This is a genomic window from Cryptosporangium japonicum (genome assembly GCF_039524755.1).
Lineage (GTDB): Bacteria > Actinomycetota > Actinomycetes > Mycobacteriales > Cryptosporangiaceae > Cryptosporangium > Cryptosporangium japonicum.
In genome coordinates this window covers 28,774-55,700 of record NZ_BAAAGX010000026.1, presented here as the reverse complement: position 1 = coordinate 55,700, position 26,927 = coordinate 28,774, and the positions used below count along the sequence as shown (strand labels likewise).

General features: G+C 70.9%; 15 protein-coding genes. 7 read left to right on the top strand and 8 right to left on the bottom strand.

The window, feature by feature from the left end:
* From ABD437_RS31000 to ABD437_RS30985, 4 genes are all read right to left on the bottom strand, one after another.
* A partial coding sequence (locus ABD437_RS31000) for a helix-turn-helix domain-containing protein (RefSeq protein WP_344652492.1) occupies positions 1-336 on the bottom strand: 336 nt, incomplete at its 3' end.
* A gap of 125 nt (positions 337-461) precedes the next feature.
* Positions 462-1,244 (bottom strand): enoyl-CoA hydratase/isomerase family protein, encoded by a 783-nt coding sequence (locus ABD437_RS30995; RefSeq protein ID WP_344652491.1) that lies wholly within the window; start codon positions 1,242-1,244, stop codon positions 462-464.
* A 64-nt stretch (positions 1,245-1,308) separates the two neighbouring features.
* The gene (locus tag ABD437_RS30990) at positions 1,309-3,846 is read right to left on the bottom strand and encodes a protein kinase domain-containing protein (RefSeq protein WP_344652490.1); all 2,538 of its coding nucleotides are present in this window, start codon (positions 3,844-3,846) and stop codon (positions 1,309-1,311) included.
* Between the two features lie 100 nt (positions 3,847-3,946).
* Entirely contained in the window at positions 3,947-4,777 is an 831-nt protein-coding gene (locus ABD437_RS30985) for an ABC transporter ATP-binding protein (RefSeq protein WP_344652494.1), read from the bottom strand.
* Positions 4,778-5,046: 269 nt separating this feature from the next.
* Between ABD437_RS30985 and glgX the strand changes: the two genes are divergently transcribed.
* Positions 5,047-7,173, top strand: coding sequence for a glycogen debranching protein GlgX (gene glgX, locus ABD437_RS30980; protein WP_344652489.1), 2,127 nt, complete (start codon positions 5,047-5,049; stop codon positions 7,171-7,173).
* On the opposite strand, the gene ABD437_RS30975 is transcribed toward glgX, so the two are convergent.
* Together ABD437_RS30975 and glgP are read right to left on the bottom strand one after the other, a co-directional pair.
* Positions 7,170-7,844: a hypothetical protein gene (locus tag ABD437_RS30975; protein ID WP_344652488.1), complete on the bottom strand. Its 675-nt coding sequence runs from the start codon at positions 7,842-7,844 to the stop codon at positions 7,170-7,172. The two genes, glgX and ABD437_RS30975, sit on opposite strands and share 4 nt — an antisense overlap.
* Positions 7,845-7,869: 25 nt before the next feature.
* The gene (gene glgP / locus ABD437_RS30970; protein ID WP_344652487.1) at positions 7,870-10,431 is read right to left on the bottom strand and encodes an alpha-glucan family phosphorylase; all 2,562 of its coding nucleotides are present in this window, start codon (positions 10,429-10,431) and stop codon (positions 7,870-7,872) included.
* 195 nt (positions 10,432-10,626) lie between these two features.
* On the opposite strand from glgP, the gene ABD437_RS30965 reads away from it, so the two are divergent.
* From ABD437_RS30965 to ABD437_RS30940, 6 genes are all read left to right on the top strand, one after another.
* Positions 10,627-12,600, top strand: a complete 1,974-nt coding sequence (locus ABD437_RS30965) for an alpha-1,4-glucan--maltose-1-phosphate maltosyltransferase (RefSeq protein ID WP_344652486.1) — start codon at positions 10,627-10,629, stop codon at positions 12,598-12,600.
* A 149-nt stretch (positions 12,601-12,749) separates the two neighbouring features.
* On the top strand, positions 12,750-14,423 hold the full coding sequence (gene treS, locus ABD437_RS30960; RefSeq protein WP_425558285.1) for a maltose alpha-D-glucosyltransferase: 1,674 nt from the start codon (positions 12,750-12,752) through the stop codon (positions 14,421-14,423).
* A gap of 87 nt (positions 14,424-14,510) precedes the next feature.
* The gene (locus tag ABD437_RS30955) at positions 14,511-15,902 is read left to right on the top strand and encodes a maltokinase N-terminal cap-like domain-containing protein (RefSeq protein WP_344652484.1); all 1,392 of its coding nucleotides are present in this window, start codon (positions 14,511-14,513) and stop codon (positions 15,900-15,902) included.
* Between the two features lie 26 nt (positions 15,903-15,928).
* Entirely contained in the window at positions 15,929-18,295 is a 2,367-nt protein-coding gene (glgB, locus tag ABD437_RS30950) for a 1,4-alpha-glucan branching protein GlgB (RefSeq protein WP_344652483.1), read from the top strand.
* Between the two features lie 107 nt (positions 18,296-18,402).
* Entirely contained in the window at positions 18,403-18,597 is a 195-nt protein-coding gene (locus tag ABD437_RS30945; protein WP_344652482.1) for a hypothetical protein, read from the top strand.
* A gap of 60 nt (positions 18,598-18,657) precedes the next feature.
* A complete protein-coding gene (locus tag ABD437_RS30940; RefSeq protein ID WP_344652481.1) occupies positions 18,658-20,673 on the top strand; it encodes a WD40 repeat domain-containing serine/threonine protein kinase in 2,016 nt (671 codons plus the stop codon).
* Here ABD437_RS30940 and ABD437_RS30935 read toward each other — a convergent pair.
* A complete protein-coding gene (locus ABD437_RS30935) occupies positions 20,670-21,911 on the bottom strand; it encodes a transporter substrate-binding protein (protein WP_344652480.1) in 1,242 nt (413 codons plus the stop codon). The genes ABD437_RS30940 and ABD437_RS30935 overlap by 4 nt on opposite strands.
* Complete coding sequence (locus tag ABD437_RS30930) at positions 21,901-26,886, bottom strand: NAD-glutamate dehydrogenase (RefSeq protein WP_344652479.1); 4,986 nt, start codon at positions 26,884-26,886, stop codon at positions 21,901-21,903. Before ABD437_RS30930 ends, ABD437_RS30935 begins: the two co-directional genes overlap by 11 nt.
* Positions 26,887-26,927 lie beyond the last annotated feature (41 nt).

The window sequence follows — 26,927 nt, the reverse complement described above, 5'->3', positions numbered from 1 at the left end:
GGTGTGGTGGCGGCGCAGGATCCGGGAAACAGTCCGCGGTGGGAGACCGAGTTCGGGGCCGAGCCAGTCCTGGCCGCGGCGCTTCTCGCGGCGCAGCGTGAGGACTTTCTGTTCCACCTCGGCCGGGGTGCGGCGCGGGCTCGTGCGCGGCCGGGACGAGCGGTCGTGCAGCCCGCCGGGGCCTTCGGCGTCATAGCGGGCCAGCCACCGGCCGACGGTCTGCCGCGAGACACCCATCTGGCCGGCCACGTGGGCCTGGGGATGGCCCTGACGGCGGACACGATCGACCAGCAGCATGCGGCCATGAAAGGTCAAACGGGCATTACGGTGAGACACGAGGGCCTCCGGTCAGGTGCGGACTCTAGACAAGCCACACCTCAACCGGAGGTCCTCACCAGTTCAACCAACCCACCCGGCGTGTCGGGCAGGTCATCTGCCACCAACGTCCCGGCCGAGTACATCTAGGCGCCGGTGAACTTCGCCTTGCCCGGGCCGCTGGCCAGGAACGACTCCATGCCGATGCGCTTGTCCTCGGTGGCGAACAGGCCGGCGAACAAGTGGCTCTCCAGCCGCAGCCCGGTCTCCAGGTCCACGTCCAGGCCGCCGTCGATAGCGGCCTTCGCGGCACGCAGCGCGTAGGCCGGGCCGTTCACGAACGTCGACGCCCACTCGACCGACGCGGCGTACACGTCGTCGGCCGGTACGACCTTGTCGACGAGCCCGATCGCGAGCGCCTCGGCGGCGTCCACGAACCGGCCGGAGTAGATCAGGTCCTTGGCCTTCGACGGGCCGACCAGGCGCGTCAGCCGCTGCGTGCCGCCGGCGCCGGGAATGATGCCGAGCAGGATCTCCGGCTGCCCCAGCTTCGCGTTCTCGCCCGCCACCCGGAAGTCCGCGGTGAGCGCGAGTTCGCACCCGCCGCCGAGCGCGTACCCGGTGACCGCGGCGATGACCGGCTTCGGGATGCGCGCGACCGCGGTCAGCGACCCGGTCAGCGCCTCGGCCCGCGACACCATCTGGGTGTAGGAGGTCTCGGCGAACTCCTTGATGTCCGCGCCGGCCGCGAACACCTTCGGCCCGCCGTAGAGCACCACCGCCCGGACGTCGTCGCGGCGCGTCGCCTCCTCGGCGGCGGCACGCAGCTCACCCTGCACCTGGGTGTCGAGCGCGTTCATCTTCGGCCGGTCGAGCCGGATCGTGCCGACCCCATCCGCCACCTCGAGGTTCACGAACTCACCGGTCATCCGCTCCGACCACCCTTCGACGACGCCGTTCGCCGCAGCCTACCGGCGGGTAGTCAGCCGGGTCTCAGGCCGTGAGCGAGAGCACGGTGACCGTGTCGGACTCCCGGTTCGTCACGTAACCGGTGCGTCCGTCCGGCGAGACCGCGACGACGTAGGGGTCGACGCCGAGCTTGATCGACGCCGTCTGCTTCATCGTCGTCGTGTCGAGCACGGTGAGCGTGTCGTCGCCGGTGACCGCGAAGTACGCGTGCTTACCGTCGGCGGAGACCGCCACGCAGCGCGGGTTCGTGCCGACCTTCGCGTCCGTACCGATCTTCTTCCTCGTCGCCGTGTCGATCACCGACGTCGTGCCGTCGTCGTAGTTGGCGGTGTAGACGCGGCTGCGGTCGGGGCTGGCCGCGACGCTGTGCGGTGCCGCGCCGACCGGGATCGTGGACTCCACCGAGGTCTTCCCCGTGTCGACGACCGACACCTGGTTCGACTCGTGATTGGCCACGTACGCGGTGCTCCCGGCGAACGTCACCGAGTGCGGACGCGGGGCCACGGCCAGCTTCGCCGCGAGCTTGTTCGTCGCGGTGTCGATGACCAGCACCACTTCGCGGTCGTGGTCGGGCACGTAGACCCACGCCCCGTCCGGTGACACCGCGAGCGCGTACGGGTGCGAGTCGGTCGCCTGCTCGACGGCGATGCTGGTGACCACTGTGGACTTGACGGTGTCGATCACGACGATCGCGTTGCCGCCGCCGTTGTCGTTGTGGGTCGAGACGTAGAGCCGGTCCTGGGTGGGGCTGGCCGCGAGGTACTGCGGCTGGTTCGGGGTCCGGATCACCCTGGTCGCCCGGTGGTCCTCGTTGTCGATCACCGACACCGAGCGTTCGTTGCTGTTGGCGATGTAGACGCGGCGGCCGTCGCGGGAGAACGCGATGCCCTGGGGGCCGTTGCCGACCTTCACCGTCGTGGCGACGAGGGGCTTCGCGACGCTGGCCGGGGTGCTGGGGCCCGGGCTCGCGGACGGCGCCGGGGTCGTCGACGGGGAGGCGGTGACCGCGCGGTCGGCGGGGTCGGGGCGGAAGATCCAGAAACCCGCTCCGACCGCGAGCACGACCAGGGCGACGAGCCCGGCGACGAGCGCGATGCGGCGGGGGCGGTCGGGCGCGGCCGGTGGTTCGGGGTCGCGGCGGTGGCTGACCAGCGTGGGCGGCGAATCGCGCTGGGCGATCGCGTCCGCGCGGGCCGGTGACGGGCTCCCGACGACCGTCGGCTCGGCCCGCGGCGGCGGAGGCTCGGACGACACCGGCCGTAAGGCCAGCGCCTCTTCGAGACTCTCCGCCGGCGCCGCCGCGGCGGGCTCGGTCTGCGGTACGGCCTCGGACGCCGGCGCGGAATCGGCCGCCGGGACCTGCCCGCCGGACTGTCCGGATGCGGCCGACAGCGGGGCCGACGGTGCGGCCGACGGTGCGGCCGACGACGGGGTCGATGACGGGGCCGACGACGGGGTCGGCCTCGGCGGGAGGCTCGCCGGCCGGGTCTCCGCGGCGGCCCGCGGCACCGGCGCCGCACCGGCCGGCTCAGCCGCGGCCGGGGGCGGGGCCGTACCAGTGGGAGGTTCGGCGGGAGTGTCCGTCACGAGCGTCGGGGTGTCGTCGGCGGGTTCGCTGACGTAGCGGTCGCGGACACCCGCGACCTTCCCCGGCCGGTCGGCCAGGCGGAACGGGATCTGCGCGGCCAACCCGAACGCGTTCCGCAACTGCCCGACCAGCGCACCGCAACTGTCCGGCCGCGCGCTCGGCTCCTTCGCCATCGCCGACTGGATCACCGCGTCGACCGCGGGCGGCACGTCGGCCAGCACCTCCGACAGCACCGGTGGCGGCGAGCTGATGTGCGCCCACAGCATCGCCACGTAGTCGTCGCGCGCGAACGGCGCCGCGCCGGTGAGCACGTGGTAGAGCACGCACCCCAGCGAGTACACGTCGGCGCGGTGGTCGACGGCCTGGCTCGCGATCTGCTCCGGCGCGACGTACGCGATCGTGCCGAGGAACTGCCCGGCGGTGGTGAGGCCGGTGACGTCGGCGCTGCGCTTGGTGAGCCCGAAGTCGGTGAGGTAGATGTGCCTGGCGGTGAGGTTCATGTCGCCGTCGTCGCTGTCCTGCCCGGTGAGCAGGATGTTGCCCGGCTTGACGTCGCGGTGCACGAGCTCGCGCGCGTGGGCGGCGTCCAGCGCGGCGCCGACGGCCGTGAAGATCGTGATCGTCTCGTCCGGCGTCAGGCGGCCCCGGCGGCTCAGCACCGTGTCCAGGTCCTCGCCGTCGACGAAACGCATCGCCGTCCACAGCATCCCGTCGAGCTCGCCGGCCTGGTAGATCGGCAGCACGTTCGGGTGGTCCAGGGAGGCGGCGAGCTCGCTCTCGCGGGTGAACCGCGCCCGGAACGTCGTGTCGGCGGCCAGCTCGGGCGCGATCAGCTTCAGCGCGACCGGGCGCCCGAGGCGTCGGTCACGTGCTTTGTAGACGACGGCCATCCCGCCACGGGCGATGAACGACTCGACGCGGTACCCGTCGACGTCCTCGCCGATGTCGAGGACCATCTGGTCGTGCCGGCCCATGGGTGTGCGCTCCCCGAAGATCTCCCGGTGTCCACTGTAAAGGGGTCACGCAGGTGATCGATCAAAGGGTTCTGTCACATTTCCGCCAGAACCGTGCCCCTCACAATGCGCGAGCAGCGTACCGGCCGTCGACCCGGTCGAGGCGGAGGGCCAGACCGAAGGTGCTCGACAGCGTCTGCGCGGTGAGCGCCTCGTCCAGCGGCCCGGCCGCGACGACCTTCCCCTGGCGCAGCAGCAGCGCGTGGGTGATGCCGGGCGGTATCTCCTCGACGTGGTGCGTCACCAGCACCAGCGCGGGCGAGGCGGGGTCGCTGGCCAGCACCGAGAGCCGGTGCACCAGGTCTTCCCGGCCGCCCAGGTCGAGGCCGGCGGCCGGCTCGTCGAGCATCAGCACCTCGGGGTCGGTCATCAGCGCGCGGGCGATCTGGACGCGCTTGCGCTCGCCCTCACTGAGCGTCCCGTAGAGCCGCGGAGCCAGGTGTTCGACACCGAACTGGGCCAGCAGCGACCGGCCGCGGTCGGCGTCCAGGCCGTCGTACTGCTCGGTGAAGCGCCCCACCACGGCGTACGCGGCCGTGACGACGACGTCGGCCACGGTCTCGTCGGCGGGGATCCGTTCGGCCAGCGACGCGGACGACAGCCCGATCCGCGGCCGGAGTTCGAAGACGTCCACCTTGCCGAGCTGCTCACCGAGGATCGCGACCCGTCCACGGGTGGGGTGCAGCCGCGCGGCGGCGACCGAGAGCAGCGTGGTCTTGCCGGCGCCGTTCGGGCCGAGTACGACCCAGCGCTCGTCCTCGCGGACCTGCCAGTCGATCTCGTGCAGCAGGTCGTTGCCCGATCGGGTGACCGTGACCCCGGCCAGGTCGAGCACCGCGTCGGGGTCCGGGTCGGGGTACGACGTCCGCGGCGTGGCCGAACGTGACTTCAGCGCTGAATCCGGCACCACGGACACGCCTCGGGTCACCGAGAAGACCGGGGAAACGGAGGGCACGGCCGCGCGGCCGACGGCGGAGGGACGAGAAGCGTCAGGCACGTACCCATCCAACAACACCCGGGCCAACCACTGTCGTCCTCCCCCGTCCCGACGCGCCGCTTGGTACTCAGGAGAACCAGGCGCTGGACCACATCTCGGGAGGTCTCGGTACGGTTTCGGAGACCAACCCCTAATCTGTGCACAACAGGCTGCTTGGGGGTGCCATGAGCGTCGATACCAGTGGTCCCTGGCCCGGTCACCCGTTTCCGCTCGGAGCGACCTGGGACGGCGACGGCGTCAACTTCTCGCTGTGGAGTCCGCACGCGATCGGCGTCGACCTCTGTCTCTTCGACGAGGCCGGGAACGAGCGGAGACTGCTGCTCGAGGAGAGCACCTACCACGTCTGGCACGGGTACGTGCCGAACGTGGGGCCGGGCCAGCGTTACGGCTTCCGGGTGCACGGCCCGTGGAACCCGCTCGCCGGCCACCGGTTCAACCCGGCCAAGCTGCTGATGGACCCGTACGCGCGGGCCTACTCCGGCCAGGTCGACTACGACCAGGCCCTCTACGGCCACACCGGCGACGCCGCCCGCGGCTGGCCGGACCCGCGCGACTCCGCACCGCACACGCTGCGCTCGGTCGTGCTGGCCCGCTCCACCGGCCTCTCGCACACCCGTCCCCGGGTGCCCTGGGAGGACACGGTCATCTACGAGCTGCACGTGCGTGGCTTCACGATGCGCCACCCCGAGGTGCCCGACCACCTGCGTGGCACGTACTCCGGCCTGGCCCACCCGGCGGTCATCGACCACCTGGTCGGGCTGGGTGTCACGTCGGTCGAGCTGCTGCCGGTGCACCACATGGTCACCGAGCCGACGATCGCCGCCCGCGGCCTGCCGAACTACTGGGGCTACAACACGCTCGGCTACTTCGCCCCGGACTCCCGGTTCTCCTCCCGCGGCGACGCCGGCGGCCAGGTCGAGGAGTTCCGCGACATGGTGGCCGCACTGCACGCGGCCGGCATCGAGGTCATCCTCGACGTCGTCTACAACCACACCGCCGAGGGCGGTGCGGACGGGCCGACGCTGAGCTTCCGCGGCATCGACAACCGGGGCTACTACCGGCTGGCCCAGGACGACGGCAGCCGCTACGTCGACTACACCGGCTGCGGCAACACGCTGGACGCCCGGCAACCGGCGATGCTGCAGATGCTGATGGACTCGCTGCGTTACTGGGCGCTGGACATGGGCGTCGACGGCTTCCGGTTCGACCTCGCGTCGGCGCTGGCCCGGTCGATGCACGACGTCGACCAGCTCTCCTCGTTCATGTCGGTGATCCACCAGGATCCGGTGATCAACCAGCTCAAGCTCATCGCCGAGCCGTGGGACATCGGCGCGGGCGGATACCAGGTGGGCAACTTCCCCCCGTTGTGGACGGAGTGGAACGGCCGGTACCGCGACGCCGTGCGCGACCTCTGGCGCGGCGCGGGCAACCTCGGCGAGCTCGGTTACCGGCTCTCCGGCTCGTCGGACCTCTACCAGGACGACGGCCGCCGCCCGTTCGCGTCGATCAACTTCATCACCGCGCACGACGGCTTCACGATGCGCGACCTGTTCACGTACAACCACAAGCACAACGAGGCCAACAAGGAGCAGAACCGGGACGGCACCGACGACAACCGGTCCTGGAACTGCGGCGTCGAGGGCGAGACCGACGACGGGGCGGTGATCGCGCTGCGCAACCGGCAGATCCGCAACGCGCTCGCGACGCTGGTGTTGTCGGCGGGGGTGCCTATGATCACCGCCGGCGACGAGCTCCGCCGCACCCAGCACGGCAACAACAACGCCTACTGCCAGGACAACGAGATCTCCTGGATGGACTGGAAGCTCGATCCGGAGGCCGAGAGCCTGCTCGGGTTCACCTCGCGGCTGCTCGAGCTGCGGGCGAAGGCGCCGGTGTTCCGGCAGCGCTCGTTCTTCGTCGGCGCGCCGACCGACGTCGAGAACCCGGTGAGCGACCTCGCGTGGTTCCGGCCGGACGGCGGGCTGATGGGGCCGGACGACTGGAACCGGCACGACGCCAGGACGCTCGGCATGTTCCTCAACGGCGACCAGATCCGGAACCGCACGATGCGTGGCGAGCGCATCGTCGACGACTCGTACCTGCTCTGGATCCACGCCGCCGACGGTGACCTCGAGGTGCGGTTGCCCGGCCCACCCTGGGCCGAGCGCTACCAGGTGGTGTTCGACACCGCCCGGCCCGACCTGCCGGACGGCAGCGAGACGCTCGACGGCGGTGCGTCCCGCCCGCTCTCGGCCTGGTCGACGGTGCTGCTGCGCGCGACGTCCACCTAGTTGGTGCTGGCGGTGCCCAGCGCGACACCGAGGATGAAGATCAGGAAGAGGATCCCGCCCCCGACGAGTAACCAGAGCGCCGTGGTGCGTCCGAAGAGGCCACGGTTCTCGGTGGTGATCTCGCGGTAGCCGTCGGCGGTGTTGCCGGCCGGTGGTTCACGCAGCCCGACCCGGCGCGGACCTCGGCCGAGGCCCCCGCCGAAGCCGCCGAGCCCGGTGGGCGGGCCGGCGTCGATCAGCGTGTCGTCGGCCGCGCGGGCCGGCGCCGGGCCGCTGACGCTCTCCAGCTCGCCGAAGATCGTCGCCTCGCGCTTGCGCAGCACGGTCAGCTCGCCGTTGAGCGCCCACAGCGCACCGAACGCGTGCCAGGCGGCGATGCCCACGATCGGGAGCGCGACGACGGTCAGCGCGCTGAACAGCATGCCGACCCCGCGGTCGCCGGAGGTGAACGACACCGCCGCGAGGCCGGCGACGACGATCAGGCCGACGAACGCCAGCCCGAAGCCGAGCAGCCCGAAGACGTCGATCGCGGACCGCATCCGCGCCTTGACCTGGTCGATTCGGGTATGGACGACCCGCAGCTCGTCCTCGAGGCCGGACAGACCCCGCCCGTCCGCCGCGGACTCCCCTGCGCCCGCGGCGGACCGCTCGGTACCGCCTGCTATCGCCATGCGTGAATTATGAACCCGAACTGATTCAGGCGGTCGTCACTAGCCCGAGCTCCACCGGATCCGTCAGCAACTCGTGGGTCGGGAGTACCCGCACGGTGTAGCCGAACGGCCCGGCCTGCTCCAGCGGGATGTCGGCCTCGTACCGGTAGGTGTCACCGCCGTTGCCCAGCGCACGCATGGGGACGGTGTGGACGTCGTGCAGGACGTCGTCCAGATCGACGGTTCCGTAGCACGCCTGGACCGCCACCGCGTCCGGGCTCAGACCGCCGAGGTTCACCTCGGCCCGGATGTTCACCGACGCGCCGAGCTCGGGCGTGTCGCCGATCCCGGACGACTCCACGTGCGCCACCTTGACGCCGTTCCAGTGGTCGGCGACCCGGCCGCGCCACTCGGCCAGCTCACGCGCGCCCGCGTAGTCGTTCGCGAGCACCCGGGTCGAGGCCCGCGCCGCCGGTGCGTAGAGCCGCTCGACGTACTCGGCCACCATCCGCTCCGCGGTGAGCTTCGGCCCGAGCGAGCTGAGCGTGTGACGCACCATCTCCAGCCAGCGGGCCGGCACGCCGTCCTCGCCCCGGTCGTAGAAGAGCGTCCGGACGTGGGTGGTCAGCAGGTCGTAGAACGCCGCCGCCTCCAGGTCGTCGCGCCGGTCGGGGTCGATGACGCCGTCGGCGGTGGGGATCGCCCACCCGTTCTCGCCGTCGAACATCTCGTCCCACCAGCCGTCCCGGATGGACAGGTTGAGACCGCCGTTGAGCGACGCCTTCATGCCGGACGTGCCGCAGGCCTCGAGCGGGCGCAGCGGGTTGTTCAGCCAGACGTCGCAGCCCCAGTACAGGTACCGGGCCATGCCGATGTCGTAGTCGGGCAGGAACACGATGCGGTTGCGGACGGCCGGGTCGTCGGTGAAGCGCACCATCTGCTGGATCAGCATCTTGCCGCCCTCGTCGGCGGGGTGGCTCTTGCCCGCGATGACGAACTGCACCGGACGGTCGGAGTCGAGCAGCAGCGCGCGGAGCCGCTCGGGGTCACGCAGCATGAGCGTGAGCCGCTTGTACGAGGGCACCCGCCGGGCGAAGCCGATCGTCAGCACGTCCGGGTCGAAGACCTGTTCGATCCAGCCGAGCTCGGCGTCGGTGTGCCCGCGGCGCAGCGACGACTCGCGCAGGCGGCGGCGGACCTCGCCGACCAGCTTCGCGCGGAGCGTCCGGCGGGTGGCCCAGATGTCCTTGCCGGGCGCCTGGCCGATCGCGGCCCAGAGGTCGTCGTCGATCCGGCCGGAGCCGAGCTCGGCGGTCTCGCGCGCCACCCAGGTCGGCGCGTGCACGCCGTTGGTGACCGAGGTGATCGGCACCTCGCCCGACTCGAACCCGGGCCACAGGTTGTTGAACATCTCCCGGCTGACGATGCCGTGCAGCTTGCTCACGCCGTTGGCCCGCTGGCCCAGGCGCAGCCCCATGTGGGCCATGTTGAACACGCCGGGGTCGTCCTCGGCGCCGAGCGCCAGCAGCCGGTCGATCGGCACGCCGGGCACGTCGGCGAGCACGCCGGCCCCGAACACGTGCGCGATCAGGTCGCGGGAGAAGCGGTCGATGCCGGCCGGCACCGGGGTGTGGGTCGTGAAGACGGTGCCCGCGCGCACGGCGTGCAGCGCCTGGTCGAACGTCAGTCCGGAGCCCTGGACGAGCTCGCGGATGCGCTCCACCCCGAGGAAGCCGGCGTGGCCCTCGTTGGTGTGGAAGACCTCGGGAGCGGGCTCACCGGTCAGCGCGGCGTAGGCACGCAGCGCCCGGACCCCACCGACGCCGAGCAGGATCTCCTGCAGCAGCCGGTGGTCGGCGCCGCCGCCGTACAGCCGGTCGGTGACGCCCCGCTCGGCCGGGCCGTTGTCCTCGATGTCGGAGTCCAGCAGCAGCAGCGGCACGCGGCCGACCTGCGCCTTCCAGACGTGGGCGTGCAGCACCCGGTGCTCGGGCAGGTTCACCGAGACACGCAGCGGCAACCCGTCGGCGTCCGCGAGCCGCTGCAGCGGCAGCCCGTGCGGGTCCAGCGGCGGGTAGTGCTCGGCCTGCCAGCCGTCGGCGGTGAGCGACTGACTGAAGTATCCGGATCGATACAGCAGCCCGACGCCGACGATCGGCGCGCCGAGGTCGCTCGCGGCTTTGAGGTGGTCGCCGGCCAGGATGCCGAGGCCGCCGGAGTACTGCGGCAGCACCTCGGTGATGCCGAACTCGGGCGAGAAGTACGCGATCGAGGCCGGCAGCGGCTCACCGGAGTCGAGACCGGCCTGGGCCGCCTGCTGGTACCAGCGTGGCTCGGTCAGGTACCGCTGGAGGTCGGCGTGGGCCGCGTTGAGGCGCGCCAGGAAGTCGCCGTCGGCCGCCAGGGCCTCCAGACGCTGGCCGGAGACCTCGCCCAGCAGCCGCACCGGGTCCTGCCTGACCTGGTCCCACAGCTTCGCGTCCACGGAGGCGAACAAGTCGACCGTGGGCGGATTCCACGACCACCGCAGGTTCATCACGAGTTCGCCCAGCGGGGCCAGTGGTTCGGGCAGCTTGGCCCGCACGGTAAAACGACGTAGGGCTCTCACGGCCCGCACCCTACAGACGCCGGGGTTGGTTCCCGTGTCACGGGCGCGAACATTGCCTCCGTGTCCCGCAAGTATTTTCCCTCCGGGGCGGCTATACCTCCACAGGGACTCCGGGCATCGTGCACAGGGGACCCTGGGTCGGGGGCACCTGACCGCAACCGCGACCGTCCCTCTGACTCGATACGGTAGGCCTTGATGACCGGACGCTTCGCGATCGAAGACATCACCCCCGTCGTCGCCGCTGGTTTGTATCCAGCCCGCGCCGTCGTGGGTGAACTCATGCCCGTCTCCGCCACGGTCTTCCGAGAAGGCCACGACGCGGTCGGGGCGAACGTGGTGTGGACCGCCCCCGACGGGCGGCGAACACCGTTCACCCCGATGGTGCGGGGAGAGAACGATCGGTGGCACGCGTCGGTGGTGCCGGACGCTCCCGGGCGCTGGACGTTCGTCGTCGAGGCGTGGGGCGACCCCTACGAGACCTGGCACCACGCCGTCGAGGTGAAGATCGCCGCCGGACAGTCCGCGGTGGAGCTCGCCAACGACCTGGAGACCGGCGCGCGCCTGCTGCTCAAGGCCGGCCGGTTCGCTCCCCGGCAGCGGCGGGACGAGCTGTTCGAGGCCGCCGCGGCGCTGCGCGACACCACCAGGCCGCTGGCCGAGCGGGTCGAGCCGGGCCTCGCGCTGGCCGAGGTCATGCGCGAGCGGCCGGTACGCGACCTGGTGACCCGCTCCCCCGCGTTCAGCGTCTGGGTGGACCGGGAGCGGGCGCTCTACGGCGCCTGGTACGAGTTCTTCCCCCGCTCGGAGGGCGCGGTCGTGCCCGAGCCCGGTTCGGACGCCGTCGGCGCGCCGACGCACGGCACGTTCCGCACCGCGGCCCGCCGCCTGCCGGCGATCGCCGACATGAACTTCGACGTGGTCTACCTGCCGCCGATCCACCCGATCGGCCGGGTCAACCGCAAGGGCAAGAACAACACGCTGACGCCGGGCCCGGACGACGTGGGTTCGCCGTGGGCCATCGGGGCGGCCGAGGGCGGCCACGACGCGATCCACCCGCAGCTGGGCTCGTTCGAGGACTTCGACGCGTTCGTCGCACGCACCCGCGAGCTCGGCATGGAGATCGCGCTCGACCTCGCGCTGCAGTGCGCGCCGGACCACCCGTGGGTCACCGAGCACCCGGAGTGGTTCACCACGCTGCCCGACGGCACGATCGCCTACGCGGAGAACCCGCCGAAGAAGTACCAGGACATCTACCCGCTGAACTTCGACAACGACCGCAACGGCATTTACGCGGAGATGCTCCGCGTCGTGTTGCTGTGGGTCTCGCACGGCGTGAAGATCTTCCGGGTCGACAATCCCCACACCAAGCCGACCGACTTCTGGCACTGGCTGATCTGGGAGGTCAAGAAGGTCCACCCGGACGTGCTGTTCCTCGCCGAGGCGTTCACCCGCCCGGCGATGATGCACCACCTGGCGAAAATCGGCTTCACCCAGTCGTACACGTACTTCACCTGGCGCACGGAGAAGTGGGAGATCGAGGAGTACGGCCGCGAGCTGGTCGAGTCCGGGCACTACATGCGGCCGAACTTCTTCGTGAACACCCCCGACATCCTGCACGCGTCACTGCAGTACGGCGGTCCGGCGATGTTCGCGATCCGCGCGGTGCTGGCGAGCATGATGTCGCCCACCTGGGGGGTCTACTCCGGCTACGAGCTCTACGAGCACGTCGCGGTGCGCCCCGGTTCCGAGGAGTACCTGGACTCGGAGAAGTACCAGCTGCGTCCCCGCGACTGGAAGCAGGCGGAGGCGGAGGGGCGTACGCTGGCTCCGTTCCTGGGCCGGCTCAACGAGTTGCGCCGTGCCCACCCGGCGCTGCACCGTCTCACGAACCTCCGGTTCCACCACGTCGACAACGAAGCGCTGATCTGTTTCTCCAAGCAGTTGGGGGACGACACCGTTCTGGTGGTGTGCACGCTCGACCCGCACAACACCCACTGGGGCAACACAGCGCTCGACATGCCGGAGCTCGGGTTCGAGTGGCACGAGCGGTTCCGGGTAGTCGATGAGCTCACCGGGGCAAGTTTCGACTGGGGGCAGCACAACGCTGTCCGCCTCGACCCGTACCAGCAGGTCGCGCACGTGTTCTCGATCCACCGCCAGACGTCCTGAGGGCGCACATGACCATCTCTTTGCCACACCCGCCGAGACTGCGGGCCCACACGCCGGACCGGTCCGTCGAGACCGCCGCCGCGCACCCGCACACCGCTGACGGGCATCTCGTCGAACCCCAGTCCGAAAGTTTCAAGCACGCGCGTCAGATGCCACTCGATCCCGAGTGGTACAAGCGCGCGGTCTTCTACGAGGCTCTCGTGCGGGCGTTCTCCGACTCGGACGGCGACGGCACCGGCGACCTGGACGGTCTGACGGCCAAGCTGGACTATCTGGCCTGGCTCGGCATCGACTGCATCTGGCTGCCGCCGTTCTACGACTCGCCGCTGCGCGACGGCGGCTACGACATCAGCGACTTCCGGGCGGTGCTGCCGGAGTTCGGCACCGTCGAGAACTTCGTCACGCTGCTGGACGAGGCGCACAAGCGCGGGATCCGGATCATCACCGACCTGGTCATGAACCACACCTCGGACCAGCACCTCTGGTTCCAGGAGTCGCGGCGGGACCCGGAGGGTCCGTACGGCGACTTCTACGTGTGGAGCGACGACGACTCGAAGTACGCCGACGCGCGGATCATCTTCATCGACACCGAGTCGTCGAACTGGACGTACGACCCGGTCCGCGGGCAGTTCTACTGGCACCGGTTCTTCTCGCACCAGCCCGACCTGAACTTCGAGAACGAGGCCGTCCAGGAGGCCATGCTCGACGTCCTGCGGTTCTGGCTGGACCTCGGCATCGACGGCTTCCGCCTGGACGCGGTGCCCTACCTCTTCGAGGAGGAGGGCACCAACTGCGAGAACCTGCCGCGCACCCACGAGTTCCTCAAGCGCTGCCGCAAGGTCGTCGAGGACGAGTACCCGGGGCGCGTGCTGCTGGCCGAGGCCAACCAGTGGCCGGCCGACGTCGTCGAGTACTTCGGTGACCCGTCGGTGGGCGGCGATGAGTGCCACATGGCGTTCCACTTCCCGCTGATGCCGCGCATCTTCATGGCGGTCCGCCGCCAGTCCCGCTTCCCGATCTCGGAGATCCTGGCCCAGACGCCGGAGATCCCCGAGGGCGCGCAGTGGGGCATCTTCCTGCGTAACCACGACGAGCTCACGCTCGAGATGGTCACCGACGAAGAGCGCGACTACATGTACACCGAGTACGCCAAGGACCCGCGGATGCGTGCGAACGTCGGCATCCGCCGCCGGCTCGCGCCGCTGCTGGACAACGACCGCAACCAGATCGAGCTGTTCACCGCGATGCTGCTGTCGCTGCCCGGTTCGCCGGTGCTGTACTACGGCGACGAGATCGGGATGGGCGACAACATCTGGCTCGGTGACCGCGACGGCGTCCGGACGCCGATGCAGTGGACACCGGACCGCAACGCCGGTTTCTCGGTCTGCGACCCGGGCCGGATCTACCTGCCGGTGATCATGGACCCGATCTACGGCTACCAGGTCACCAACGTCGAGGCCCAGCTCGGCGCCAGCGCGTCGCTGCTGCACTGGACGCGGCGGATGATCGAGATCCGGCAGCAGCACCAGGCGTTCCCGCTCGGCTCGTTCACCGACCTCGGTGGATCGAACCCGACGGTGCTGGCCTATGTTCGTGAATACGTCGGCGCCGACGGGGAACACGACATAGTGATATGCGTAAACAACCTGTCGCGGTTCCCGCAACCGGTCGAACTCGACCTCGGGCGGTTCCGCGGCTGCACGCCGGTGGAGCTCACCGGACGGGTGCACTTCCCGCCGATCGGCGAGCTGCCGTATCTGCTGACGCTGCCCGGCCACGGGTTCTACTGGTTCCAGCTCACCCCGCACGAAGAGCGCGGCTGAGCTAGCTGACGAACGACGGCGTCGGGTCGGTGGGGTCCGGCCCGACGCCGAGTATTGCCGTACGCGTGCTTTACCGGGAGGAGTCGCATGACAACGATGGTCACGCACGCCGAGGCGCTCACCGGTCTGCTCTCCTCGTGGCTGCCCAAACAGCGGTGGTTCGGCGACAAGCAGAGCGAGATCGACGACGTGCGGGTGGTCTCGGCCGCGCTGTGGTTCTCCGACGCCGCCGCGCGTCTGGAGCACGTCGTGGTGGGCGTCGCGTCCGGCGGCCGGGTCGAGCGCTACCAGCTGCTCGTCGGCCTGCGTGCCGAGCTGCCGGAGCGGCTCGAGCACGCACGGATCGGCGACGTCGAGCCCGGCCTCACCGCCTACGACGCCGCGCACGACCACGAGCTCACCGGCGTGATCCGCGACCTGATCGCCGCGGACGCCGACCGGGAGGGCGTGCGGTTCCGGCACGAGCCGGACGTCGTCATCGACACCGACCTCGCCAGCCGGCCGATCTCGGCCGAGCAGAGCAACACGTCGGTCGTCTTCGGCGGCGAATACATCATGAAGCTGTTCCGGAAGCTCGACCGCGGCGTCAGCCCCGACCTCGAGCTGCACCGGGCGTTGCGCGGGGTCGGCAGCGCGCACATCGCCGACCTCTACGGCGCGATCGAGGGCGAACTGCAGGACGCCCCGGTCACCTACGGCCTGCTGCAGAAGTTCTTCGCGAACACGGCCGACGGGTGGGCGATGGCCACCGCGTCCGTGCGTGACCTGATCAACGAGCCGGAGACGCCGCTGGAGGAGCTCGGCAGCGACTTCTCCACCGAGGCCTGCCGGCTCGGGCAGGCCGTCGCCGCCGTGCACGCCGACCTGGTCAGCGCGCTCGGCACCGAGGTCGTCGCGGTCGACCGGCTCGACAGCGTGGTGGCCGGCATGAACGCACGCCTGGACGCGGTGCTGCGCCGGGTGAGCGGGCTGGCCCCGTTCGAGCCCGGCATCCGCCGGGTGTTCGCCGAGGTAGCCAGCCACGGCGAACCGGTCATCGTCCAGCGCATCCACGGTGACCTGCACCTGGGCCAGGTGCTGCGCACGCTGACCAACTGGGTGCTCATCGACTTCGAGGGCGAGCCGGCCCGGCCGCTGCCGGAGCGGGTGGCGAAGATGTCGCCGCTGCGTGACGTCGCCGGGATGCTGCGCTCGTTCGACTACGCCGCCCACCACCTGCTCGTCGGGCACGTCGAGGCGGACGAGATCGCGCCGATCGTCGACGCGCGCGTGGTGGAGTGGGCCGACCGCAACCGGGCGGCGTTCATCGAGGGTTACGCCAAGGACGGCGTCATGCTCGCCGACCCGGAGGCCAACCCGGTGCTGCTCCGCGCGCTGGAGCTGGACAAGGCCGTCTACGAGGTGGCCTACGAATACGACAACCGGCCGAGCTGGGTCGACATCCCGCTGCGCTCGATCGCCCGGCTGGCGACTACCTGACCATTCCACCGGGAAACCAAGGGGCCATGAGCATCCATCCCGAGCTGTCCGTGAGCCGTACCGAGCTGGATCAACTGATCCGCGGCGAGCACCACAACCCGCACGGGATCCTCGGCGTCCACCGCCTGGAGAACGGCGGCTGGGTGGTGCGGACGCTGCGTCCCGATGCCGCAGTCGTCACGCTGGTGTCGGGGGACGAGCGCCGGGAGATGTCGCGCGTCCACGACGGCGGCGTGTTCGCCATCGACTTCGAGGAGCAGCCGGGCGACTACCGGCTCGAGGTGAGCTACGAGCACGGTCCCGGCCACGGCGCGCACCTCGTCGACGACCCGTACCGCTGGCTGCCCACGCTCGGCGAGGTCGACCTGCACCTGATCGGCGAGGGCCGCCACGAGCGGCTCTGGGACGTGCTGGGCGCGCACGTGCAGCACTACGCGACGCCCGGCGGGCCGGTCACCGGCGTCAGCTTCGCGGTGTGGGCGCCCAACGCGCGCGGTGTGCGGGTCACCGGTGACTTCACGTTCTGGGACGGCCGGGCGCTGCCGATGCGCTCGATGGGCTCCAGCGGGGTCTGGGAGCTGTTCGTGCCCGGCGTCGAGATCGGGGCGCGGTACAAGTACCAGATCCTCGGGCCCGACGGGCACTGGCGCGAGAAGGCCGACCCGATGGCGTTCGCCACCGAGGTGCCGCCGGCCACCGCCAGCGTCGTCACCGAGTCGTCGTACGAGTGGAGCGACGACGAGTGGGTGGCCGAGCGCGACCGGGGCGGCTGGCACGCCAAGCCGGTGAGCATCTACGAGGTGCACCTCGGCTCGTGGAAGCAGGGCCTCTCCTACCGCGAGCTGGCCGACGAACTCGTCGCCTACGTGACCGAGACCGGCTTCACCCACGTGGAGTTCCTGCCGGTCGCCGAGCACCCGTTCGGTGGCTCCTGGGGTTACCAGGTCACCGGGTACTACGCGCCCACCTCGCGCTTCGGCGTGCCGGACGACTTCCGCTACCTCGTCGACAAGCTGCACGCCGCCGGCATCGGCGTCCTGGTCGACTGGGTGCCCGCGCACTTCCCGAAGGACGCGTTCGCGCTGGCCCGGTTCGACGGGACGCCGCTCTACGAGCCGGCCGACCCGCGCCGCGGTGAGCACCCCGACTGGGGCACGTACGTGTTCGACGTCGGCCGCAACGAGGTGCGCAACTTCCTCGTCGCCAACGCGCTCTACTGGCTGGAGGAGTTCCACGTCGACGGCCTGCGGGTCGACGCCGTCGCCTCGATGCTCTACCTGGACTACTCGCGCAAAGAAGGCGAGTGGCTGCCGAACGAGTACGGCGGCCGGGAGAACCTCGATTCGGTGAAGTTCCTGCAGGAGCTCAACGCCACCGTCTACCGGTACCACCCCGGCACGATGATGGTGGCCGAGGAGTCGACGTCCTGGCCGGGCGTGAGCCGCCCGACGCACGTCGGCGGGCTGGGCTTCGGGTTCAAGTGGAACATGGGCTGGATGCACGACACGCTCGAGTACCTGAGCCGGGACCCGATCCACCGCCAGTACCACCACCACCAGATGACGTTCTCGCTGGTGTACGCGTGGAGCGAGAACTTCGTGCTGCCGCTCTCGCACGACGAGGTGGTGCACGGCAAGGGCTCGCTCTACGGCAAGATGCCCGGCGACCGCTGGCGCAAGCTCGCCCAGCTGCGTGCCCTCTACGCCTACATGTGGGCGCACCCCGGCAAGCAGCTGCTGTTCATGGGTGGTGAGCTGGCCCAGGAGTCGGAGTGGTCGCAGGACCGGTCGCTGGACTGGTGGCTGCTCGACAACGCCGACCACGCCGGCGTCCAGAAGCTGGTGGGTGACCTGAACCGGGTCTACAAGGACACCCCCGCGCTCTACACCCAGGACGTCGACCCGGCCGGGTTCTCCTGGATCGACGCGAACGACGCGGCCGGCAACGTCTTCTCGTTCCTGCGCTACGGCGCCGACGGTTCGACGCTGGCGTGCATCGCGAACTTCGCCGGTCACCCGCACCACGACTACCGGATCGGGCTGCCCAGGGCCGGCACCTGGGAAGAGGTCGTCAACACCGACGCCGACGCGTACGGCGGCTCCGGGGTCGGCAACCTCGGGTCGGTCGAGGCGGAGGAACGGCCCTGGCACGGCGAGCCGGCCTCGGCGGTCGTCACGCTGCCGCCGCTGGGCGTCATCTGGCTGCGTCCGACCGGTACCGCGGCCGAGCCGGTCGCGCTCCCGGCCGCCCAGCCGCAGCTCAGCACGGTGTCCGAGCCGGCTCCGGCGCCGGTCGTGCGCACCGAGCCGGTGTCCGGCGCCGCCGCCGAGAGCGGCCCGGGTGCCGCCGCCGGGCGCGACCCCGGTGTCGAACCCACGTCCGAGGAGGACTAGTTCGGGTGAGCCGGTTGCAAACGTCCCCTACCTACACGGCATGATCACAGTCGATGCCACACGATCGGATCCACCACGGCTTCCAGTGCCGTCATGTCAATATCGCCTTGCCCGAGGGTCCGGGCCAGGACCGGATACCGGACCTGCTCCGGGCGGCCGCCGCGACCATCGAGGAGATGGAGACCGACGGCCCAATCGGCGTGATGGACGTGTTGCTGCACTACGACCTCGAGGCCGGCGCCAACCGTCCGCACGTCACGCTCTACTACTACTTCCCTGAGGAAGACGAGGAGCTGCTGTAGGTCGCCGCGTCTACACACCCGTCGGAGGTCGTGTGTAGACGCGGTCGGCAGAATGGCCGCATGCTGATCGACCGCACCGAGATCGAGCGGGTGTTACCGGGCTACGAGATCGGCGGCCAGATCGGGCGCGGGGGTTTCGGCCTGGTGTTCACGGCCCGCCACCGGCGCCTCGACACGATCAGGGCCGTGAAGGTCATCGCCACCGCCGAGGTCGACGAGCTCGAGCTGAGCCGCCGCTTCCTGGCCGAGGCGCAGGTGATGACCGCGCTCGACCATCCCCACCTGGTCCGGGTGTTCGAGTACGCCGAGGACGGCCCGCTGCACCTGCTGGTGATGGAGTACCTGGCCGGTGGCACGCTCACCCAGCGGCTCCGCACGACAGTGCACCCCCGGGAGGCCTGCGCCTGGGCGCTGGCGCTCGCCGACGGCCTGCAGGCCGTGCACGACCGGGGCGTCGCCCACCGCGACATCAAGCCCGACAACGTGCTGTTCACCGCGGCCGGGGCCCCGAAGCTCGCCGACTTCGGCATCGCGAAGGTGATGGAGGGCACCGCGATGCCCACCAGCGGCCTGCTCGGCACGCCGCTCTACATGGCTCCCGAGCAGTTCCTCGGCGCACCGGTGGGGCCGCGCACCGACGTGTACTCGCTCGGCGCCACCCTGTACCGGACGCTGTCGGGGCGCGCGCCGTTCGGCCCCGACCTGTCGCTCGCGGCGATCGTGCGCCACCAGCTGGAGATGCCGCCGGCCCCGCTGGAGGACACTCCCCCGACGATCGCCGGCGTCGTCTTCCGCGCGCTGGCGAAGGACCCGGCCGAGCGTCCCGCGTCCGCGCACTCGTTCGCGGCGGAGCTGGCCCGGGCGGCCAGGGAGGATTTCGGCGCCGGCTGGATCGCCGCGTCGGAGGTGCCGCTGCGGGTCGCGCCGGGGCTGCTGCTCGACGAGCCGGCACCGCCGGAACCGGTCACCGAACTGGTCCGGGAGCCGCCCACCGTGGTCGTCGGTGGCCCGACGAGGCCGCGGCGGCGGCTCTGGCCGCTGGTGGCCGCCGGGGTCGCGCTCGTGGCGCTGGTGCTGACCGCGGGCTACGCCGGTGCGTTGATCGCCGACCCCGGCGAGGGACGGTCGGCCGCACCGACCGCGTCGGCGAGCCCGACCCCGGCGGTCGCGACGATCGCCACGCTGGTGCACACGTTCACCGGCCATACCGACTCGGTGTACGGGCTCGTCTACGACGCCGCCCACCACCGGCTGATCTCGGCCGGGAACGATCGTTCGGTGCGGTACTGGGACATCGCCACCGGGAAAGCGACCGGTCCGGCCCGGCCCGGGCAGCACGAGTCGGTGCTGGGCCTGGCGGCCAGCTCCGACGGGCGGGTACTGGCGTCGGGCAACGGCGACAACACCGTGCAGCTGTGGGACCCGGCCACCGGGCGACCCAGCGGGCCGCCGCTGACCGGCCACACCGACCAGGTGAACTCGGTGGCGGTCAGCGCGGACGGCCGCCGGGTGGCCTCGGGGGGCGGCGACCACACCGTGCGGCTCTGGGACCCCGCGACCCGCCGTCCGATCGGCAAACCGCTGATCGGCCACACCAAGCCGGTCGTCTGGGTGACGTTCAGCCCGGACGGCAGGCTGCTCGCCTCGGCCGGCGCGGATCGCACGGTGCGCCTCTGGGACGTCGCCACCGGCACCCAGCTCGGAACGCCGCTGCTCGGCCACACCGACGAGGTGCTGACGGTCGCGTTCAGCCCGGACGGCAAGCGCCTGGCCAGCGGCGGCCGGGACACCACCGTCCGGCTCTGGGACGTCGGCGCCCACCGCCAGATCGGCGCCGCGATCACCGGGCACACCACCAAGGTGACCACGGTGGCGTTCAGCCCGGACGGTTCACTGCTGGCCTCGGCCGGCGGCGACGTCGCGCTCGGGCTGTGGGATCCACGCACCGGGGCACCGATCAGCCTGGTCGCCACCGACCATCACGACACGATCTTCACGATGGCGTTCAGCCCCGACGGCAAACGCCTGGCCACCGGCAGCGCGGACGACACCGTGAAGCTCTGGGAGCTCTCCTAGGCCTTCCACCAGTCGTACGACGTCAGGTACGGGTCGGGGGTGATGGGGCGGCCGGAGTTGCGGATCTCGTCGATCAGGCCGTCGGCCGAGATCACGCCGATCCGGGCCGTTCTGGCGACGTGCCGGGTGCCACCGTCGACGGTCACCCGGCCCTCCGGCGCGTCGAACGACAGCCCGCCCAGCGCGTTCCGGACGTCCACCACGTCGGTCGAGCCCGCCTTCGAGACCGCCTTCGCCCACAGGTGGACACCGACGTACGCGGCCTCCATCGGGTCGGAGGTCACCTTGTCCTCGCCGTACTTGGCCTTGTAGGCCTGGACGAACTTCGAGTTCCGGCCGCCGCTCGTCGTCTGGAAGTAGTTGCGGGCCACCAGGTGGCCGGCCAGGACCTCCGGGCCGATCGTGTGGACCTCCTCCTCGGTGACCGAGAGGGACATCACCGGGAGGGCGGACGAGGTGAGCTTGGCCCGGTTGAGCGCGGCGAAGAACGCGGCGTTGCTGTCGCCGGTCAGCGTGTTCACCACGGCGTGCGGCTGGGCCGCCTTCATCGTCGCGACGATCGACGCGAAGTCGGTGCTCCCGAGCGGCCGGTACTGCTCACCGACGATCGTCAGGCCGTTCGCGGCGGCGTAGCTCTTGATCTCCTTGTTCGCCGTGCGCGGGAAGAGGTCGTCGCTGCCGACCAGGAAGATCCGCCTGCTGCCCTGCGCCTTCAGGTAGTCCAGGGCCGGGACGACCTGCTGGTTGGCGGTCGCCCCGGTGTACACGACGTTCGGTGAGCTCTCCAGCCCCTCGTACGGCGCCGGGAAGAAGAGCAGCGCCTCGTGCTCGGCCAGCGTCGGGAGCACGGCCTTGCGGCTCGACGACGTCCACCCGCCGAAGACCACCGGCACGTGGTTCCACTTCACCAGTTCCTTGGTCTTCTTGGCGAAGCGCACCGGGTCCGAGCCGCTGTCCATCACGATCGGGTCGATCTTCTTCTCCCGGCCGTCGATCGTGACGCCACCGGCCGCGTTGATCTCCTCGATCGCCATCTTCTCGGCGTTGACCAGCGCGGTCTCGCTGATCGCCGTGGTGCCGGTGAGCGAGTGCAGCAGCCCCACCCGGACCGTGCTCGACGACACCGCGACCGGTGGCTCGCTCGCGCATCCGGAGAGCGCGAGCAGAGCCACCAGGCCGACGGCGAGCGCACGGCGCCGTGCGGACGGCACGCGCCGCCGGCGCATCTCAGGCGGCATGCGCCGAGGACGCCCGGACCACCGTCCGGATCTGACGCAGCACGACGGTGAGCGTCGCGAGGTCCGACGGCGCGTCCTCCGCGAGCAGCCCCAGCGTGGTCAGCGCCCGGCTGATGTTGTCGGCGTTCGCGTCCGCCCAGCGGCTCACCCGCTCCTCGGCCGGCAGGTCGCCCGGCACCCGCCGCAGCACCTCCCGGGTGAGGCTGTCCAGCGTGCTGTACAGGTCGTAACGCAGCGCCAGCCGGGCCAGCGCCTGCCAGCGGTCGGCCCGGGGCAGCGCCGAGATGCGGTCGAGCATCTCGTCGATCCGGAACCGCTCGGACAGCGTGTAGTAGAGCGTCGCGACCTCGCGGCGGGACAGGTCGGTCTGGCGCGCCAGCTCGACGACGTCGAGCAGGCCGAACCCGTAGAGCGTGGCCGTGACCCGGTCGGCCAGCTCGGTGGGCACGCCCTCGCTCTCCAGCTCGGCGGCGAAGCCGCGGTACCGCTCCGCTTCCCGGCCGAGCATGAGCCCGCCCACGTCCGCGGTCAGTTCGGCCATGCCGGGCCTCAACCGCTCGATCTCGCCCTCGACGTCGATCGTCCCGCTGCGGCTCTGCAGCAGCCAGCGGACGCCGCGGTCGAGCACCCGGCGGGCCTGCACCATCACCGCGGTCTGGGCGGTGGCCGGCACGCTCGCGTCCAGCTCGTTCGCGGCCTTCCAGAGCTTGTCGAGGCCGAACACGTCCCGGACCACCGCGTACGCGCGGACGATGTCGGCCGGCGTGGCGCCGGTCTCCTCCATCGCGCGGTAGACGAACGAGATGCCGCCGTGGTTGACGACGTCGTTGACGACCGCGGTCGTGATGATCTCGCGGCTCAGCGGGTGCTTCTCGGTGTACTGCGCGTACTTCTCACGCAGCGGGGTCGGGAAGTAGTCACGCAGGATCGGCCGGCACCACGGGTCGTCCGGCACGCCGCTGGCGAGGACGTCGTCGGCGAGCGTGATCTTCACGTAGGCCAGCAGCACCGACAGCTCCGGCGAGCTGAGCGACTCCCGGGTCGCCGCGGTCTCGTCGTCGGGCAGGAACTCCAGCGCCCGGTCCAGGCGGCCGGTGCGCTCGAGCTCCGACATCAGCCGGCGGTGCACACCGAACAGCCGCGGCGCGAGGTGGCGGGCCAGCGACAGGGCCTCGTTCTGGCTGTAGTTGTCGGCCAGCACGAGGTGGGCCACCTCGTCGGTCATCTCGGCGAGCAGCGCGTTGCGGTCGGCGATGTCCAGATCGCCGGCGTGCACCGCCTGGTCGAGCAGGATCTTGATGTTGACCTCGTGGTCGGACGTGTCGACACCGGCCGAGTTGTCGATCGCGTCGGTGTTGACGCGGCCGCCGGCCAGCGCGTACTCGATCCGGCCGCGCTGGGTCAGGCCGAGGTTGCCGCCCTCGCCCACGACACGTACCCGCAGCTGCCTGCCGTCGACCCGGACCGCGTCGTTCGACTTGTCCCCGGCGTCCGCGTGGGTCTCGTCCGAGGCCTTGACGTACGTCCCGATGCCGCCGTTCCACAGCAGATCGACCGGCGCGAGCAGGATCGCCTTCATCAGCTCGTTCGGGCTGAGTTTCTGCGCGGTCTCCGGCAGCCCCAGCGCGGTGCGCATCTCCGGCGTGATCGCGATCGCCTTGGCCGTGCGCGGGAACACACCACCGCCCGCGGAGATGAGCGCGGCGTCGTACTCGGCCCAGCTGGAGCGGGGCAGGTCGAACAGGCGCCGCCGCTCGGCGAAACCGACCGCCGAGTCCGGGGTGGGGTCGATGAAGATGTGGCGGTGGTCGAACGCGGCCACCAGCCGGATGTGCTCGGAGAGCAGCATGCCGTTGCCGAACACGTCGCCGGACATGTCGCCGACGCCGACCACCGTGAAGTCCTCGGTCTGGGTGTCCAGCCCGAGCTCGCGGAAGTGCCGCTTCACCGACTCCCAGGCGCCGCGCGCGGTGATGCCCATGGCCTTGTGGTCGTAACCGACCGACCCGCCGGACGCGAACGCGTCGCCGAGCCAGAAGCCGTACTCGGCGGCCACCTCGTTGGCGATGTCGGAGAACGTCGCGGTGCCCTTGTCGGCCGCGACGACCAGGTACGAGTCGTCCCCGTCGTGCCGGACGACGTCGGGCGGCGGCACGACCGTGCGGCCGTCACGCAGGTTGTCGGTGACGTCGAGCAGGCCCCGGATGAACGTGCGGTAGCACTCGATGCCCTCGGCCATGACCGCGTCCCGGTCGCCGCCCGGCGGCGGGTTCTTCACCACGAACCCGCCCTTGGAGCCCACCGGCACGATCACGGTGTTCTTGACCATCTGCGCCTTGACCAGGCCGAGGATCTCGGTGCGGAAGTCCTCGCGCCGGTCGGACCAGCGCAGGCCACCGCGGGCGACCGCGCCGAAACGCAGGTGCACGCCCTCGACGCGCGGCGAGTACACGAAGATCTCGAACGCCGGCCGCGGTGCGGGCAGGTCGGGCACGGCCCGCGGGTCGATCTTGAAGCTCAGGTACGGCTTGTGCCGCCCGGTGCGGCCGCGCTGGAAGTGGTTCGTGCGCAGCGTCGCGGTGATCAGCGTCAGCACGCTGCGCAGGATGCGGTCGGCGTCGAGGCTCTGCACCGCGTCGAGGGCTTCGACGAGCGTGGTCTGGAGCGTGTCCGCAGCGGCGGCGCGCGCCTCGGCGTCGCCCCGGAAGTTCGGGTCGAAGCGGGCCGTGAACAGGTCGACCAGCTGGCGCGCGATCGTCGGGTGCTCGGCCAGCACCCGCTCGACGTACTCCTGCGACCAGCGGCTGCCGGCCTGCCGCAGGTACTTCGCGTAGGCACGCAGGACGACGACCTCGTCCCAGGCCAGCCCGGCCGAGACGACGAGCGCGTTGAACCCGTCCACCTCGCACTCGCCCCGCCAGCAGGCCGCGAACGCGTTCTCCATCGCCGAGTGCACCCGGCGGATGTCGACCGGGCCGGTGGCGGCCAGCGGCCCGGACTCGGCGATCGCGCGCCCGATGAGGTGGGGCGCGTCCGAGCCGGTGCGCAACCGCAGCCCGAAGTCGTACACCCAGGTGGGCTTGTCGTCGGTGCGCTGCACCCGGTACGGGCGCTCGTCCACCACCTCGACGCCGAGCGAGTGCAGCACCGGCAGCACGTCGGACAGCGCCATCGCGTCGCCGAGGCGGTAGACGGTGAAGCGGAGCCCGCGGTCGGCGGAGCGGTAGAGGCTGACGCCCAGGTCGCCGTCCTCCTCCAGCACCTCGATGCGGGAGAGGTCCTCGACGGCCTCGGCCGGCGTGTGCTCGGCCTGGTAGGCGGCGTTGAACGCGGTGCCGTAGCGGCGCAGCAGGCGGGTGGCCTGCTCCTCGCCGATCTCCCGGCGGATCTCGGCGGCGAACTCGTCGTCCCAGCTGCGGGTGGCGTAGCCCAGCCGCTGCTGCAGCGCGTCGACGTCGATCGGGCCGACCGACGTGTTGGGGTCGGTGCGGACCACGAACTTCACCCGGGCGAGCACCGACTCGGTGACCCTGGTCGTGTAGTCGACGCCGACGCCGTGCAGAGCGTCCATCAGGATGTCCTGCATGCGCAGCCGGTTCTGCGTGGTGTACCGGTCCCGCGGCAGGTAGACGACGCAGGAGATGAACCGCCCGTACGCGTCGCGCCGGACGAACAGGCGCAGCCGGCGCCGCCCGCCGAGGCGCAGCACGGCCATCACCGTGTCGAACAGCTCGCTGGTGGCGATCTGGAACAGCTCGTCGCGCGGGTAGGTCTCGAGGATCTGCAGCAGGTCCTTGCCGGAGTGGCTGCTGCGGGAGAGCCCGGAGCGGGCCAGCACCTCGTCGACCTTGCGCGAGATCACCGGCAGCGAGCGGACGCTGTCCAGGTAGGCCGCGGACGAGAACAGGCCGAGGAAGCGGCGTTCACCGGTGACGTTGCCCTCGGCGTCGAACGTCTTGAACCCGACGTAGTCCAGGTAGGCCGGTCGGTGCACGGTGGAGCGCGAGTTGGCCTTGGTGATGATCAGCAGGCGCTTCTCGAGGATCTTCTCGCGCACGTCGGGCGCCATGTCGGCCAGGCGCCGCTCCCGGCCCGAGCTCTCACGCAGGATCCCCAGCCCGGTGCCGGAGACCGCGACCAGGCTGCGGTCGCCGTCGGAGGGCTCCAGGCGGTACTCGCGGTAGCCGAGGAACGTGAAGTTGTCGTCGGCCAGCCAACGCAGCAGCTCACGAGCGTCGGTGACGTCCTTGTCGGGCACCGGGAGCGTCTTGTGGGTGAGCCCGTCGGCGATCGTGAGCGCGCGGGCGCGCATCTCTTCCCAGTCGCCGACCGCGGCGCGGACGTCGGCGAGTACGCGCGCCAGGTCGGTCTGCAGCGCCTCCTCGGCACCGCGGTGCGAACGCCGGTCGATCTCGATGTGCATCCACGACTCGACGACCTCGTCCGCCACCGGGGCGTCCGGATCGGCCGAGGGGCGGACGTCGACGAGCGTGCCGTTCTCGTCGCGCACGACGACCATCTGCGGGTGAACGAGCAGGTGTACGCCCAGCTCGTGCCGGGCCAGCTCGGCGGTGACCGAGTCGACCAGGAACGGCATGTCGTCGGTGACCAGCTCGATCACGGTGTGCCCGCCGCACCACCCGGTGCGGCCGCTGGGCGTGAGCACCCGGAGGTTCAGGGCGCCGGGCTGCCGCACGGCGGCCAGCTCGCGGTGCGACTCGGTGGCCGCCACGAGGTCGTTCGGCGAGCGGTTGAGGAGCTCCTCGGCCGGCACGTACCGGTAGTAGACCGGGAGCGCGGCCGCGACGAACGCGTCCTCGACACCGCCGGCCGCCTTGGCGATCAGGTCGTCCTTGCTGTTCTCGACCTCGTCCACCGAGGCGAGCAAGTCCCCGGCCAGCCCCAGCTGTGGATCGACGATCGGCTCCAAGGCGGAGTCCTCCGTTTGCCTGGCAGACAAGGCACGCCGCTCCATTTACGCTCCTCCGTTGGCCGCGACACTGCGGGTTCCACCGC

Coding starts and splice junctions, on each gene's coding strand:
- ABD437_RS30995 (WP_344652491.1), bottom strand. CDS start 1,244: ATGACCGGTGAGTTCGTGAACCTCGAGGTGGCGGATGGGGTCGGCACG.
- ABD437_RS30990 (WP_344652490.1), bottom strand. CDS start 3,846: ATGGGCCGGCACGACCAGATGGTCCTCGACATCGGCGAGGACGTCGAC.
- glgX (WP_344652489.1), top strand. CDS start 5,047: ATGAGCGTCGATACCAGTGGTCCCTGGCCCGGTCACCCGTTTCCGCTC.
- ABD437_RS30975 (WP_344652488.1), bottom strand. CDS start 7,844: ATGGCGATAGCAGGCGGTACCGAGCGGTCCGCCGCGGGCGCAGGGGAG.
- ABD437_RS30965 (WP_344652486.1), top strand. CDS start 10,627: ATGACCGGACGCTTCGCGATCGAAGACATCACCCCCGTCGTCGCCGCT.
- treS (WP_425558285.1), top strand. CDS start 12,750: ATGCCACTCGATCCCGAGTGGTACAAGCGCGCGGTCTTCTACGAGGCT.
- ABD437_RS30955 (WP_344652484.1), top strand. CDS start 14,511: ATGACAACGATGGTCACGCACGCCGAGGCGCTCACCGGTCTGCTCTCC.
- glgB (WP_344652483.1), top strand. CDS start 15,929: ATGAGCATCCATCCCGAGCTGTCCGTGAGCCGTACCGAGCTGGATCAA.
- ABD437_RS30940 (WP_344652481.1), top strand. CDS start 18,658: ATGCTGATCGACCGCACCGAGATCGAGCGGGTGTTACCGGGCTACGAG.
- ABD437_RS30935 (WP_344652480.1), bottom strand. CDS start 21,911: ATGCCGCCTGAGATGCGCCGGCGGCGCGTGCCGTCCGCACGGCGCCGT.
- ABD437_RS30930 (WP_344652479.1), bottom strand. CDS start 26,886: ATGGAGCGGCGTGCCTTGTCTGCCAGGCAAACGGAGGACTCCGCCTTG.